At 71.3% G+C, this 13,940-nt stretch carries 11 protein-coding genes; 5 read left to right on the top strand and 6 right to left on the bottom strand.

From position 1 onward, the window contains the following. Nucleotides 1–46 precede the first annotated feature (46 nt). From BM144_RS18975 to BM144_RS18965, 3 genes are all read right to left on the bottom strand, one after another. Nucleotides 47–1,345: a mechanosensitive ion channel family protein gene (locus BM144_RS18975; protein ID WP_092956011.1), complete on the bottom strand. Its 1,299-nt coding sequence runs from the start codon at nt 1,343–1,345 to the stop codon at nt 47–49. 112 nt (nt 1,346–1,457) lie between these two features. Beyond that, a complete protein-coding gene (locus tag BM144_RS18970; protein ID WP_092956008.1) occupies nt 1,458–2,264 on the bottom strand; it encodes an enoyl-CoA hydratase in 807 nt (268 codons plus the stop codon). A gap of 37 nt (nt 2,265–2,301) precedes the next feature. Beyond that, nucleotides 2,302–3,258, bottom strand: coding sequence for a histone deacetylase family protein (locus BM144_RS18965; protein WP_092956005.1), 957 nt, complete (start codon nt 3,256–3,258; stop codon nt 2,302–2,304). Between the two features lie 42 nt (nt 3,259–3,300). Between BM144_RS18965 and BM144_RS18960 the strand changes: the two genes are divergently transcribed. From BM144_RS18960 to mltB, 4 genes are all read left to right on the top strand, one after another. Beyond that, complete coding sequence (locus BM144_RS18960; protein WP_092956001.1) at nt 3,301–4,221, top strand: AAA family ATPase; 921 nt, start codon at nt 3,301–3,303, stop codon at nt 4,219–4,221. 192 nt (nt 4,222–4,413) lie between these two features. Then, on the top strand, nt 4,414–5,448 hold the full coding sequence (locus BM144_RS18955) for a DUF58 domain-containing protein (protein WP_092955998.1): 1,035 nt from the start codon (nt 4,414–4,416) through the stop codon (nt 5,446–5,448). Between the two features lie 169 nt (nt 5,449–5,617). Further along, nucleotides 5,618–7,687: a transglutaminase TgpA family protein gene (locus BM144_RS18950; protein ID WP_092955995.1), complete on the top strand. Its 2,070-nt coding sequence runs from the start codon at nt 5,618–5,620 to the stop codon at nt 7,685–7,687. A gap of 139 nt (nt 7,688–7,826) precedes the next feature. Then, nucleotides 7,827–8,852, top strand: a complete 1,026-nt coding sequence (gene mltB, locus BM144_RS18945; protein ID WP_245783731.1) for a lytic murein transglycosylase B — start codon at nt 7,827–7,829, stop codon at nt 8,850–8,852. Nucleotides 8,853–8,888: 36 nt separating this feature from the next. Here the strand turns inward: mltB and BM144_RS18940 are convergent, their stop codons facing one another. Continuing rightward, the gene (locus tag BM144_RS18940) at nt 8,889–9,728 is read right to left on the bottom strand and encodes an AvrPphF family type III effector (RefSeq protein ID WP_092955988.1); all 840 of its coding nucleotides are present in this window, start codon (nt 9,726–9,728) and stop codon (nt 8,889–8,891) included. A 257-nt stretch (nt 9,729–9,985) separates the two neighbouring features. Here BM144_RS18940 and BM144_RS23740 point away from each other — a divergent pair, with 257 nt between their 5' ends. Further along, nucleotides 9,986–10,411, top strand: a complete 426-nt coding sequence (locus BM144_RS23740) for an NnrS family protein (protein WP_353615082.1) — start codon at nt 9,986–9,988, stop codon at nt 10,409–10,411. Here the strand turns inward: BM144_RS23740 and BM144_RS18930 are convergent. Beyond that, nucleotides 10,311–11,945: a surface layer protein NpdA gene (locus BM144_RS18930; protein ID WP_092955985.1), complete on the bottom strand. Its 1,635-nt coding sequence runs from the start codon at nt 11,943–11,945 to the stop codon at nt 10,311–10,313. The two genes, BM144_RS23740 and BM144_RS18930, sit on opposite strands and share 101 nt — an antisense overlap. A gap of 504 nt (nt 11,946–12,449) precedes the next feature. Then, nucleotides 12,450–13,841: a branched-chain amino acid ABC transporter substrate-binding protein gene (locus tag BM144_RS18925; RefSeq protein ID WP_245783730.1), complete on the bottom strand. Its 1,392-nt coding sequence runs from the start codon at nt 13,839–13,841 to the stop codon at nt 12,450–12,452. Nucleotides 13,842–13,940 lie beyond the last annotated feature (99 nt).

Genomic DNA, 13,940 nt, shown 5'->3' with positions numbered 1-13,940 from the left:
TAAAAAAGAACGATCGTGCTTTTTGGCGGAGTATATCCACTTCCGGTCACGCCACGGGCGGCGGCGACGACGCGTGCGTGACATGCATCGGGCCCGCGGGCGGCGGCGCATCGGCCTGCAGGCGCACCACGCGCTGCGGATACGGGATGTCGATGCCCTCGGCGCGCAGGCCATCGAGGATCGCGATGTTGATCGCCGAGCGCAGGTTGACCGTACCGGCGGAAGGGTCGCTCACCCAGAAATTGAGGCTGAACTCGAGCCCGTCGGGCGCGAAGTTGACGAGGTAGGCCACGGGCGCGGGATCGGCCAGCACGCGCAGTTGCGCGGCCGCCGCGGTGCAGAGGATGGCCTGCACGCGCGCCACCTCGCTGTCGTAGCCCACGGTGATGTTGGTGGTGATGTTGAACTTGCGGTCGGCGTCCGAGAGGTTCTCCACGCGCTGCGTGATGAGCGTCTCGTTGGGCACGATGGACTCGCGGCCGTTGCCCGCGCGGATCAGCGTGTAGCGCGTCTTGATGTCGGTGATGCGGCCCTCGAAGCCGTCCACGCGCACGTTGTCGCCGATGCGCAGCGAGCGCTCCAGCAGGATCACGAAGCCGCTCACGTAGTTGGAGGCGAGCTTCTGCAGCCCGAAGCCCAGGCCCACGCCCACCGCGCCGCCCAGCACCGAGAGCGCCGTCAGGTCCACGCCCACGGCCGAGAGCGCGAACAGCAGGCCGATGAGCAGCAGCACCGCGCGCGTGGCGTTGGCCGCCACCTTGCGCATCGAAAGATCCACGAACGCGCGGTCGAGCAGGCGGCGCTCGACCGTGGACGACATCCACAGCGCGAGCAGCATCACCACGGTGGCCGACAGCGATCCCTCGATGAGCGTGAGCGCGGTGACCTGCGACTTGCCGAAGTGGATGGCCACGCCCGACAGCTCCGCGCGCACGGCCGGCAGCAGGCCCACGATCCAGAGCACCGCCACGCCCCAGGCCAGCCACGAGACGATGCGCTCCACGAGCCGCATGGCGGCCGATTTCGGGAACGCGTTGGCGAGGATGCGCGCGAAGAACCGGATCAGCACCAGCGAGCTGAGCACCGGCACGGCCACGCGCAGCAGGAACACGGGCTGCACCAGCTCCACTGCCACGCGCCCCGCATAGACCAGCGCGAGCGCGAGCAGCGGGAACATGAGCCCATCGACCGTGCGGCGGCCGAACCACACCGAATCGGGCGGCTGCTGGCGACCCAGGATGCGGCTCGCGCCGTAGGCGAGCGCGAGGCACAGGGCCAGCACGGCGGCTTCCAGCCAGGTGCTGGACTGGCTGAAATCGCGGATCAGGGTGTCGAAGGATTCCATCGTCGGCAAGGGGTCGGACCGGGACCCCGATCGGGGTTGGCATGGGACAAGAAAGCAGGCCGCGGGCGCTGTGCCGTGCGGCCTGCCACGTTGGCTGGCGCGCGAGCGCCGGTCAGTGCGCGCTGCCCTGCTTCCAGGCCGGCACGCGTTTCTCGGCGAAGGCGCGGGCGCCCTCCTGCGCGGCCTCGTCCAGCATGTTCGTGGCCATGGCCTGGCCCGCCAGCTGGTAGGCCGCTTCCACGCCGAGTTCGCGCTGCTGGTAGAAGAGCGCCTTGCCCATGGCGACGGCGGCGCGGGGCTTCTCCAGGATGGAGCGCACGAGCGACTCGACCTCGGCATCGAGCGCTTCGGGCGCCGCCACGCGGTTCACGAGGCCCTGCGCCAGTGCCGTCCGCGCATCGATGAAGTCGCCGGTGAGCAGCATCTCCATGGCCTGCTTGGCCGGCACGTTGCGCACCAGTGGCACGCTGGGCGTGGCGCAGAAGAGGCCGTAGTGGATGCCGCTCGTGGCGAAGCGCGCGCCTTCGGCCGCCACGGCGAGGTCGCACTGCGCGACGAGCTGGCAGCCCGCCGCGGTGGCGATGCCCTGCACGCGCGCGATCACCGGCACGGGCAGGCGCTGGATCGACAGCATCACGCGGCTGCACTGCGCGAAGAGCCGGCGGTACCAGGCGCCGTCGGGGTGCGCGGCCATGTCCTTCAGGTCGTGGCCCGCGCAGAAGGCCTTGCCTTGCGCGGCCAGCACGACCACGCGGGCGCCCGCATCCTGCGCCACCGCGTCCAGCGCCTGCTGCAGCGCGGCCAGCATGCCGTCGCCCAGCGCATTGAGCCGCGCGGGGTCGGCCAGCGTGAGGGAGACCACGCCGCGCCCGTCGCGGGCGATGTCGAGCAGGGGGCCGGAGGCAGGAGGAGCGGTCATGGACGGAGATGCGGTCAAAAAAGAAGGGGGCGGAAGGTCAGAGGTCGGCCAGCACGCGCACGTGGGCCTCCACGCTGCGCGCGAGGGCGTCCATCACGTAGCCGCCTTCGAGGCACGAGACGATGCGGCCCTTGGCGTAGCGGCGCGCGATGTCCTTGATGCGCTGCGTGATCCAGGCGTAGTCCTGCTCGGTCAGGCCGAGCTGGCCCATGTCGTCGTCGCGGTGGCCGTCGAAGCCGGCCGAGACGAAGACCATCTCGGGCTTGAAGGCCTCCAGCCGCGGGATCCAGAGCATCTCGATGAGTTCGCGGATATCCATGCCGCGTGTGTACGCGGCCACGGGCACGTTGAGCATGTTGGGCGCCGGGTCCTGGTCGCCGCTGAACGGGTAGAACGGGTGCTGGAAGATGCCCACCATCAGCGCGCGCGGGTCGTTCGCGAGGATGTCCTCGGTGCCGTTGCCGTGGTGCACGTCGAAGTCGATCACCGCCACGCGCTGGAGCTTGTAGCGCTGCAGCGCGTACTTGGCCGCGATCGCCACGTTGTTGAAGAAGCAAAAGCCCATGGCCTTGGAGCGCGTGGCGTGGTGGCCCGGCGGGCGCACGCAGCAGAAGGCGTTCTCCAGTTCGCCGGCCATCACCGCGTCGGTGGCGGCGAGCGCCGCACCCGCCGCGCGCAGGGCGGCCGGCCAGGTGTGGGGGTTGATGGAGGTGTCGGGATCGACCTGCGCGTGCAGCGGGCCGCCGGCCAGGATCTCCTCGGCGAGCCGGTCGGAAAGGCCCCGCAGCGCGGCCACGTGCAGCCGGTCGTGGGCCAGCTCGATGTCGGCGAGCGAGGCCTCGGGCGCCTCGAAGCGTTCGAGCGCATCGGCCACGCCCGTGGCCAGCAGGCGGTCTTCGATCGCATCCAGCCGCCCGGGGCACTCCGGGTGGCCCGGCCCCATCTCGTGCTTCCAGCAATCGCGGTGCGTGAAATAGCCTGTGGCGCCCACCATGAATCCCTTGTCTCTCGGTTTTTTCGGATAACGTCGCATGCCATGAACACACAGCACAAGATCCAGTCGCTTCTGGACCAGCTTAACACGGTGATCGTGGGCAAAAAGGCCCAGGTCCAGGACTGCGTGGCCTGCCTGCTGGCCGGTGGCCACCTGCTGATCGAGGACGTTCCGGGCGTGGGCAAGACCACGCTCGCGCATGCGCTGTCGCGCACCTTCGGGCTGCAGTTCTCGCGTGTCCAGTTCACGGCCGACCTGATGCCCAGCGACCTCACGGGCGTGTCGGTCTACGAGCGCGGCCGCGAGTCCTTCGTGTTCCACCCGGGCCCCGTGTTCGCCCAGGTGCTGCTGGCCGACGAGATCAACCGCGCGAGCCCCAAGACCCAGAGCGCGCTGCTCGAAGCGATGGAGGAAAAGCAGGTCTCGGTCGAAGGCGAAACGCGCGAGCTGCCCCACCCCTTCTTCGTGATCGCCACCCAGAACCCGCACGACCAGCTCGGCACCTTCGCGCTGCCCGAGAGCCAGCTCGACCGCTTCCTCATGCGCATCTCGATCGGCTACCCCGACCGCGCGGCCGAGCGCCTGCTGCTGGCCGGCAGCGACCGCCGCGACATGGTGGACGGCCTGCCGCCGCTGCTCTCCGCGGGCGAACTCGAATCCCTGCAGCAGCAGGTGCTGGCGGTGCACACGGCCGAGCCGCTGCTCGACTACGTGCAGGACCTCGTCGCCGCCACGCGCTCGGGCCGCTGGTTCCTGCAGGGCCTGTCGCCGCGCGCGGCCATCGCGCTCATCCGCGCGGCCAAGGCGCAGGCGCTGATCGCCGGCCGCGACTATGTGGCGCCCGACGACGTGCAGGCCGTGCTGCCGCAGACCATCGCGCACCGCCTCGTGCCCGTGGGCGACGCGGGCCGCGGCGCCGTCGAGCAGGTGCTGGCCATGGTGGACGCCGTCCCGCTGAAGTGATGCTCCCCCCTGAGTCGCCTTCGGCGCCTTCCCCCCGGGGGGGACGGCGCCTGCAGCCCGGCGAAGCCGGTTCTGCGGCGCCCGCTGGTGTGGCCTGCTCCGCGGCCGTTCGATGGGCGGGCCCGCCCGGGACGCCGGCATCGCGCCCACAGCATGCGGTACAGGCAACGCCCCTTGCAGCGAGATCCTGACATGGTATCTACCACCAACCTTCCGCCCCGTCGCGCGGCTGCCGCATCGAACCCGCTGGCCTTCGTCCGCCGGCGCTTCCAGCGCTGGTGGCAGGCGCGCCTGCCGCGCACCGACACCACGGTGCTCACGCAGCGCAACGTCTACATCCTGCCCACGGGCGCGGGCTGGATGCTGGCGCTCACGCTGCTGGTGCTGCTGGTGGCGTCGATCAATTTCCAGCTCAACCTGGGCTACCTGCTCACCTTCCTGCTGGCCGGCAGCGCGGTGGTGGGCATGCACGTGTGCCATGCCACGCTGCGCGGGCTGACCCTGCACCTGCTGCCGCCGGAGCCGCGCTTCCTGGGGCAGAGCGTGGTGTTCGACATCCAGCTGACCAGCGAACGCGCCTCCGCGCGCCACGGCATCGCGCTGGCGGTGCACGGCGGCGGTGGCGATGGCGCCGGCACCACGCACTGGGCGTGGACCGACGTGCCCGCGCAGGGATCGGCCACGGTGCAGGTGGCGTTCCAGCCCGAGCGGCGCGGCCTGCACGAGGTGCCGCTGCTCACGGCCGAGACGCGCTTTCCGCTGGGCACCTTCCGCGTGTGGACGATCTGGCGCCCGGCCGCGCAGGTGCTGGTGTTTCCGCGCCCCGAGGTGCCGCCGCCGCCGCTGCCCGCGGGCGAGCCGCGCGGCGGCGGCGCCGGCAGCGCGCCGGCCCAGGGCATCGGCGAATTCGACGGCGTGCGCGCGTACCGGCGCGGCGACCCGCTCAAGCTGGTGGTCTGGAAGAAGGCCGCCAAGTCGCTCGCCACCGGCACCGACGACCTCGTGAGCCGCGATGCCCAGCAGGCCCAGCGGCAGGAACTGTGGCTCGACCCCGCCCTGGCCAGCCTGCCCGATCCGGAAGCCCGGCTCTCGCGCCTCACGTCGTGGGTGATCCAGGCCGAGCGGCTGGGCGTGGACTACGGCCTGCGCCTGCCTTCGGGCGAGATCGGCCAGGGCAGCGGCCCCGCGCACGAACGGCGCTGCCTGGAGGCACTGGCGCTGTGCTGACATCTCCCCTCCCCCACGCCGCTGCTCAGGCCCTTGAGGCCCTGGAGGCCCCATGCCGCCGGATCCATTGCCTTTTTAGCTATATTTTTGATAGCAAATCGGCACCCTGCCCCTTGCGCCCGGGCGCGGCGCCCCTGCCGCCGCCGGGCTTCCTTTCGCATTCCCTGCCATGACCCCGCTGCGCCACACCCTCGCGAACCTGCCGCGCGAAACGCGCGACACGCTGTTCCTCCTGGCCACCGTGGGCTGGGTGGTGCTGCCGCTGGTCGCCCACATCCCCGTGTGGACCAGCCTGCTCGCCGCGCTGCTGCTGGCCTGGCGCGGCACGCTGGCGCTGCGCGCGCAGCCGCTGCCCGGCCGCTGGACGCTGGGCCTGCTGCTGGCGCTGTCGGTCGCGCTCACGCTGGCCTCGCACCGCACCATCGTCGGGCGCGATGCGGGCGTGACGCTCATCGTGATGCTGCTGGCGCTCAAGACGCTGGAGCTGCGCGCGCGGCGCGACGCGATGGTGATCTTCTTCCTGGGCTTCTTCACGATGCTCAGCAACTTCTTCTTCTCGCAGTCGCTCGCCACGGCGGCGGCGATGCTGGTCGCGCTGCTGGGGCTGCTGGCGGCGCTGGTCAACGCGCACATGCCGGTGGGGCGGCCGCCGCTCTCCGAATCGCTGCGGCTCGCGGGCCGCATGGCACTGCTGGGCGCGCCGGTGATGCTGGCGCTGTTCGTGCTGTTCCCGCGCATGGCGCCGCTGTGGGGCATGCCCAACGACAACCCCTCGGGGCGCAGCGGGCTGTCCGGCAAGATGGTCGTGGGCAACGTGGCCTCGCTGGCGCTGGACGACGGCATCGCGCTGCGCGTGCGCTTCGACACGCCGAGCGGCGCGCCGCCGCCGCAGAGCGCGCTGTATTTCCGCGGGCCGGTGCTCTCGGCCTTCGACGGGCGCGAGTGGTTCGCCTTCGGCCAGCCCGGCGCGCCGGCCACGGCCTGGCGGCCGCCCACGGCGCCGGCGCTGGAAGTGCGCGGCGAGCCGCTGCGCTACGAGGTCACGCTGGAGGCGCTGCGCCTGCCCTGGCTGCTCACGCTCGACGCCGCGCCCGAATCGCCCGAGCTGCCGCCCGGACTGCGCGCGGGCATGGCGCCCGAACTCTCCTGGATCGCCAGCCGCCCGATCAACGAGGTGCTGCGCTACCGCGCCGTGAGCTACCCCGACTTCACGCACGGGCCGCAGCAGGACACCCCGCGGCTGCGCCCCTACCTGGAGCTGCCCGAGGGGTTCGATCCGCGCACGCGCGAGCTGGCGCGCCAACTGCAGGCCGACCCGGCCGTGGCCGCGGGCGGCGCTCCCGCCTTCGTGCAGGCCGCGCTGCAGCGCCTGCGCACGGGCGGCTACGCCTACACGCTGGAGCCGGGCGTGTACGGCCAGCACACGGCCGACGCCTTCTGGTTCGAGCAGAAGGCCGGCTTCTGCGAGCACATCGCCTCGGCCTTCGCGGTGCTGCTGCGCGCGGCCGGCATTCCGGTGCGCATCGTCACGGGCTACCAGGGCGGCGAGATGAACGGCATCGACGGCTACTGGACCCTGCGGCAGGCCGATGCCCACGCCTGGACCGAGGTCTGGCTGGAGGGCCGTGGCTGGGTGCGCGTGGACCCGACCGGCGCCGTGGCGCCCGCGCGCATCGGCGCCCTGCAGCGGCTGCAGGTGCCGCGCGGCGTGTTCGGCAACGCCGTGGACACCGTCATCGGCCGCGGCTTCATCGAGCGGGCCCGCGCCGTGTGGGAAGCCGTGAACAACCGCTGGAACCAGTGGGTGCTGAACTACACGCAGAGCCAGCAGCTCGACCTGCTCAAGTCGCTGGGCATCGAGTCGCCGAGCTGGCAGGACCTGGCGCGCGGACTGGGCGGGCTCGCCGCGGCCGCCGCGCTGGGCGGCGTGGCCTGGAGCCTCTGGGAGCGCCGCCGGCACGACCCCTGGCTGCGCCTGCTGGACCGCGCGCGGCGCCGGCTCGCGCGCGCCGGCCTGTCCTTGCCCGAGCACCTGCCGCCGCGCGCCATGGCGCAGCGGGTGCGCGACCACTTCGGCGAGCCCGCCGCCGCGCCCGTGGCCGCCTGGCTGCTGCGCCTGGAGCAGGCCCGCTACGCCCCCCGCCCCGCCGTGGCGCTGGCCGAACTGCAGCGCGAGCTGCGCGGCCTGCGCTGGCCCGTGCCGGCGGCGCCGGCCGCCGCCCGGCCCGCCGACGCGTGACCGGCCGGACCCACCCACCCTGAATGAACCGCGCACCGCCTTGCCTGCCCTGCCCCTCTCCCACTTTCCCCGCCGCACCGTTGCCGTCCGCATGCCTCCAGCCACCCGAATCGCTATATTTTTAATAGCAATCTTTTCAATGAATACGGCGGCATGGGCGCAAAAACCCTCGAAGAAGCAGGCCGCTGCGTCCGCGCCGGCGCCCGAGGTGCTCTACGCGCAGCGCCCGGAGGCCCTGCGCTTTGCCGACGACCTCGCCGAGCGCCGCGGCCTGGACCGCGAATGGGTGCGCCAGGCCATCGGGCAGGCGCGCTTCCTGCCGCAGGTGCCGCGCCTCATGCTGCCGGCCCCGCGCGGCACCGCCAAGAACTGGGCGGCCTACCGCTCGCGCTTCGTCGAGCCCGTGCGCATCCGCGCGGGCGTGCGCTTCTGGAACGACAACGCCGACACGCTGGCCCGCGCGGAGCGCGAGTACGGCGTGCCCGCCGAGATGATCGTCGGCATCCTCGGCGTGGAGACCATCTACGGCCAGCAGATGGGCAACTTCCGCGTGATGGACGCGCTCGCCACGCTGGCCTTCGACTTCCCCGCCGCCCACCCGCGCGCGCGCGAGCGGCAGGCCTACTTCCAGGGCGAGCTGGAGCAGTTCCTGAGCCTGGCCGACCGCACGGGCATCGACCCGTTCGTGCCGCGCGGCAGCTATGCCGGCGCCATGGGACTGGGCCAGTTCATGCCCACCAGCTGGTCGCGCTGGGCGGTGGACTTCGACGGCGACGGCCGCATCGACCTCTTCAAGAGCCCCGCCGACGCGATCGGCTCGGTCGCCAACTACTTCAAGGCCCACGGCTGGGTGACGGGCCTGCCCACGCACTATCCCGTGGCCTTCGACGAATCGCTGCTGCGCCTGCCCGAGCTGCTCGCGCCGGACATCCTGCCCAGTTTCACGGCGGACGAGATGGCCGCGCGCGGCGTGCGCCTGCTCGCGCCGGACGGCGCCGCGGCCGCGGCGGGCCCGCTCGCGCTGATCGAGCTGCAGAACGGCGGCGCACCCGCCAGCCACGTGGCCGGCACGCAGAACTTCTACGTGGTCACGCGCTACAACTGGTCGAGCTACTACGCCATGGCGGTGATCGACCTGGGCCGGGAAGTGGCCGCCGCGCGGTAGGGCACTGCCTGTCGCGCACGCCGCAAGGACGATTCACTATTCCACAGTGACGGCCAGCTTTTTGTGCCTGGGAACGGTGACGATGAGCGAGGCATTGCCGTCGCCGTCGTCGTAGAGCGATGTGGTGTCGAAATAAACCTCGCCTCCACCGAGCTTGCGAACATCGCCCAGAGTGAAGCTCACCAACTGGCGCCCCTCCTCCATATAGGCCAGGGCCGCATCCCTTGCTCCGCTGCCATGCATCACGTTCAACGTGGGGTCTTTCAGGTGCTTGGCTTGCATGCTGGCAGCACGATGGGGAGCGTCCTGCCTGACGACCTGGTGGTTCTCGATCCTTGCCAAGGATTCAGGATTGCCGGCAAGTTGCCCGTTTTTCAACCATTTCCTGTCGGTGACGCGATAGAAAACAGAGTTGTCATCGAGCTGCAGCGCCTGCACAGGATCGGACACGGCTTTCAACGCATTGCGGGTCTGTTCGGGAATCGAGTCCACTGACAGGTACTTCTGCCCCCCCAAAGTCACCGTCTTCGGCAGCGATGCCCGGTGGGAACTGCCACTGGAACTGGACGCCTGTTCCCTGGCCAGCCCGTCCAGCCCTCCTCGATCCAAGGTTCGGCTCGCGAAGTGGGCGGGTGAAGCGCTGGAACCGGGAGGTGCGCGCATGGCCGACGATGGCCTGGGATTACTCGCACCGGACACTGAACTCTTGGAACTGAAGCAGCCCATGAAATCAACCTTCCTGTCACTTTCATGGCCGACGTGGCCGTTGTCAGGATTGTTTCCGCCACGCTTGAACGGCTTCGCATCGCTGCGAACAAGTGCCGCCGGACGCGAACTTCGGTTGTGTTCCAGCCACAGATCCACGACTCTGCCCATTCACCGAATTTTTCTGCAGCCAGACTGCCAGGACACCCGCACTCCCTGAACCACCCGCAGGGTTTTCATCCGCGAGCGCTATCGTCTGGCCAACATCAAAGGCTGCGGACAAGAGTGACAGCCCGCCGCCGATTGAAGCACTGCCGCATCGCTCCCCAGTGCCCGCGGCACCCTGCCCCGGCGCCGCGAGTGCCTGGAGCAAGCCGCGCTGGGCGCCGCGCTCGCGCTCATCGTGGCGGGCGCCGCTGGCGCGCTGCATGCCTGGCGCTGGGCTCTGGCAGCCCTGGAAAACAGGCCGCGTGCCGCTGGTCTGGGTGCTGCACGCGGGCTATGCCTGGCCGCTGGCCCTGCCCGCGCACACCGTGCATGCGGTGCTGGTGTCGGCCACGCTGTGGTCGATGGGATTCGGCCTGTATGCGCTGCGTTACTGGCCCGTGCTCTCGCGGCCGCGACTGGACGGCCGGCCGGGGCGAGCGCGTGCCCGGCAGGGCACGCCGCGGGAAACACGGCCCGCCACCGCCCGCCGCTCGCCCCGCCTAGCGGAGCGCTCCGCAGCGGTGCGGGTCGCTCCGTGCGGCTGCGTCAAGGCACGCGGACGATGTGCGGGAAGGTCAGCCCGTAGTTGGCGGCCACGCCGGGCGTCGCGCCGGGATTGCTCAGCTTCACGAACGCGGCGCCGATGAGCGGCACGCCCCGGCCGTCCGGCACCTGCAGGTTGGCCCAGCCGTTCGGGAACGCGCCCAGGTACAGCGCCCGCCGGTTCACGGACGACGACAGCGCCGAGGGCACGTCGGCGCCCGCGCCCCCGAAGGACAGCACGGACACCGCGCCGCAGCTTTCATGCTTGGCGGAAGGGTCGAGCGGAGTCTGGCTGCTGACGACGGCGGCGTCGCGGTCGGCGATGCGCAGCGTCCAGGTGCCGGAGGTGCTGCACACGCTCTGGCCGGTTTCGGTGTTGCCCGAGTGGAAATACTGCTCGCCGCCGCCCACCGGCGGCACGACGGAGTAGACCCCCTGGTTGGAGCGGTCGGTCTGGCGGTAGTCGCGCGCCACGCTGTACCGCTTGGTGGGGGTGGCCACCACCCAGTCGGTGCGGGCCGAGATGGAGCTGTCCAGCACGTACTGGTTCTTGAATTCCCGCACCGACAGCAGCCGCGACAGATCGCCGGCCGCCACCCGCGCGCTGGCGGCGGTGCCCGGCAGGTAGATGGGGGTGGAGAGGTCGGGCAGGTCGTTGAAACGGGCCTTGATCACGGCGGCCGTCGTGGGCATGGAGGTGTTGCCCAGGATGTCCTTGTTGCGAGCCGCGAGGCCGCCGGACACCAGCAGCGGATCGGAGGTGAAGCGCTCGGGCTGCGGCACGTCCGCGTCCGTGGGCGGGAACACCATGAAGTTGCCGCGCGCCGGCAGGCCCGCGCTGTTGATGGCCTGGATCGCCGTGGCCGTGCCGGAGAACGTGGTGGAGCCCGGCACGTCGATGACGTACCACGTGGCGGCCACCTGCCCCGTCGGCGTTGCGAAGCCCTGGCGTGCGGCGATCAATTCGGTGCTGGTGTCTTCCAGCAGCGCCGCATTGAGGGCGGCGGGAGACGACGAGCAGGGCGCGACCCCCTTCACCTGCTGGATGGAAGTGAACAGCGACGAACGGCTCGCGCCGTCGGTGCCGTAGACCGCGGCCGAGGGCACGTCGGCCATCACGATGGCCTCGATGGAGCCCTCGCGCGTGTTGGCTGCGGTGACCTCGGAGGTCCATGCGGGGTCCAGCCGGTCGGTGGAGAACGGTTGCGGAACGCCGTGCGCCAGTTGCGGCAGCGTGCAGGTGTTGTCGCTCGTGGTCAGCTGCGCGATGCCGCCGGGGCCGGCCGTGACGGCGCCGGTCCACACGTCGCCGGGCGACAGCAGCACGTGCACGCTCAGCAGGCTGTCGCCGTTGTTGGCGCCGCGAAAGCGCACCTTCACGGCCTTGCCGTTCTCGAAGTCGGTGTTCACCAGGTGCAGCACGGACATCTGGCCGTTCTGCGCCGTGAAGTAGGGGACCATCAGCGCATGGCCCGTCTGCCCTTCGACCACCCGGACGTTGACGGCATCGGCCGCACCCAGTTGCACACCGGTGGGCGTGGCGCCGGTGCCGGCGATCACGCCCGCATGCGCGGTGCCGGCAACGGCCAGCGTGCCGAGCAGCGCGGCGGCTGCCCTGGAAATGGTCTTGAGTTTCACGGTTTCTCCTGTTCGGGATGGCGGGAAAAAGAAGTTCCAGGCCGCCCATGCGCCGGGGCCGAGAGGGCGTGGGCACTGCGGGAGGCGGCTGGATGGCGCGCGCGGCTGGAGGGCAGCGGAACGGCCGCGGATCCCCGCAGCGGGGCCGGAGAGGCTGGGGCGGGGGATGGACCGGTGTGTCCGGGTTCCGGGTCGTCGCGGCAGCAAAGACGCCGCCGCTTCTGCGCGCCCCGGATCTTATCCATGTGGCGGGCGGCGTCACCCCCTCTCGGGCAGGGCGGATGTAACCGTCGGTGTCCCGGTCACCGTACGGCCCTGCGCGCCGCAACCGCGCACGGGCCTCAGAACACGCCGTACCGGTAGGCGACAAACAGCGCCGCGAGCACGCCGACCACGGCCAGAAGGGTCATCACTCTTTGCATCCGGATCTCCGACAGGAAAATGCCTTGCACGGCGGCAGGCCGGGCCTGCGTTGGAAAAAACGAGGGGAACGGGCGACGACGCTCAAGGCCGGCGCATCTCGCAGCGCTGCGGCATCTCCGCCTGGTCCGCCGCGATCCGGCGCACCACGCGGAAGCCGTAGCCCGAGCCTTCCACGTCGAACGGCACGCCCGGCGTGCCCGCGCGCTCCATCACGCCCACAGCCAGCGGCTGCTGGAACTGGTGGTCGGCCGCGCGCATGGCGCCGCCCTGGCCGGCGAGCTGCACGCGCGACGTCTCCATGGCGCGCGCGACGGCGGTGGTGTCGGTGGTGCCGGCGCGCTCCATCGATTCGGCGAGCGATTCGACCATGAGCTGCATGCGCATGTGCACGTAGTCGTCGGCGGGGTTCGGGAAGCGCTGGCGGAAGGCGCGGTAGAAGGCCTCGCTCTCCTTCGTGGGCACGTTGGGCAGCCAGTCGGCCACGGCCACGACCTTGCCCACGCCCGCGTCGCCCAGGGCGGCGGGGGCGCCGAGCGCGTTGCCGTAGAAGGTGTAGAAGGTGCCGGCGTAGCCCACCTCGCGCGCGGCCTTCACGAGCAGGGTGAGGTCGTTGCCCCAGTTGCCCGTGACGACGGCCTGCGCGCCGCTCGCCTGGATCTTGACGGCATAGGGCGCGAAATCCTTCACGCGGCCCACGGGGTGGAGTTCTTCGCCCACCACCTTCACGTCGGGCCGCTGGGCGGCCAGCTGGCGTTTCGCCTCGCGCAGCACGGCCTGGCCGAAGCTGTAGTCCTGGCCGATGAGGTAGACGCCCTGCAGGCCCTTGTCCTCGCGGATCACCTGCATGAGCGCCGCCATGCGCATGTCGGCATGGGCGTCGAAGCGGAAGTGCCAGAAGCTGCACTTCTCGTTGGTGAGGATCGGATCGACGGCGGAGTAGTTGAGGAACAGCACGCGCCGCGCGGGGTCGCGCTCGTTGTGCTTGTTGATGGCCTCGATGAGCACGGCGGCCGTGGCCGACGAATTGCCCTGCAGCACCACGCGCACCCCCGCGTCGATGGCGGCGCGCAGCGCCGAGAGCGCTTCCTCGTTCTGCCCCTTGCTGTCGTAGCGCTCCAGCACCAGGGGCCGCGCGCCACCCGCCGACGCCGGCAGGCGCACGCCGCCGCGCGCGTTGACGCGCTCCACGGCCCAGAGCACGTTGCGGAACACGGCCTCGCCCGTGTTGGCGAAGGGGCCCGAGAGGCTTTCGACCAGCGCCACCTTCACGGGCGCCGCGGCCACGGCGCCGCGGGTGGTGGAAGGCGCGGCATCCGGTGCGGGGGACGCCGCGATGGCGCCCGGCGCAACGCCCAGGAAGGCGGCCGCCAGCCAGGCGGCCAGGGCGCCCCGGCGGGTAGCGCCTGCGGGTGCGGAGGCCGGCGCGGTGGCGCCGGCCCGGGGGGAGCGGAACGAGGTCAGGAAGGCGGTCATACGGACGGAGGAAGGAAACACCGCACGCGGCGCGGGCGGCCGCGGACACGGCGCGCCGCCGCTCCAGGGCGGGGGAAAGGCGCGGCAGTGTATCGGACG

This window comes from Paracidovorax konjaci (assembly GCF_900112675.1).
Lineage (GTDB): Bacteria > Pseudomonadota > Gammaproteobacteria > Burkholderiales > Burkholderiaceae_C > Paracidovorax > Paracidovorax konjaci.
The sequence above is the reverse complement of the archived record's forward strand: the minus strand, read 5'-3'. Positions and strand labels throughout refer to the sequence as shown.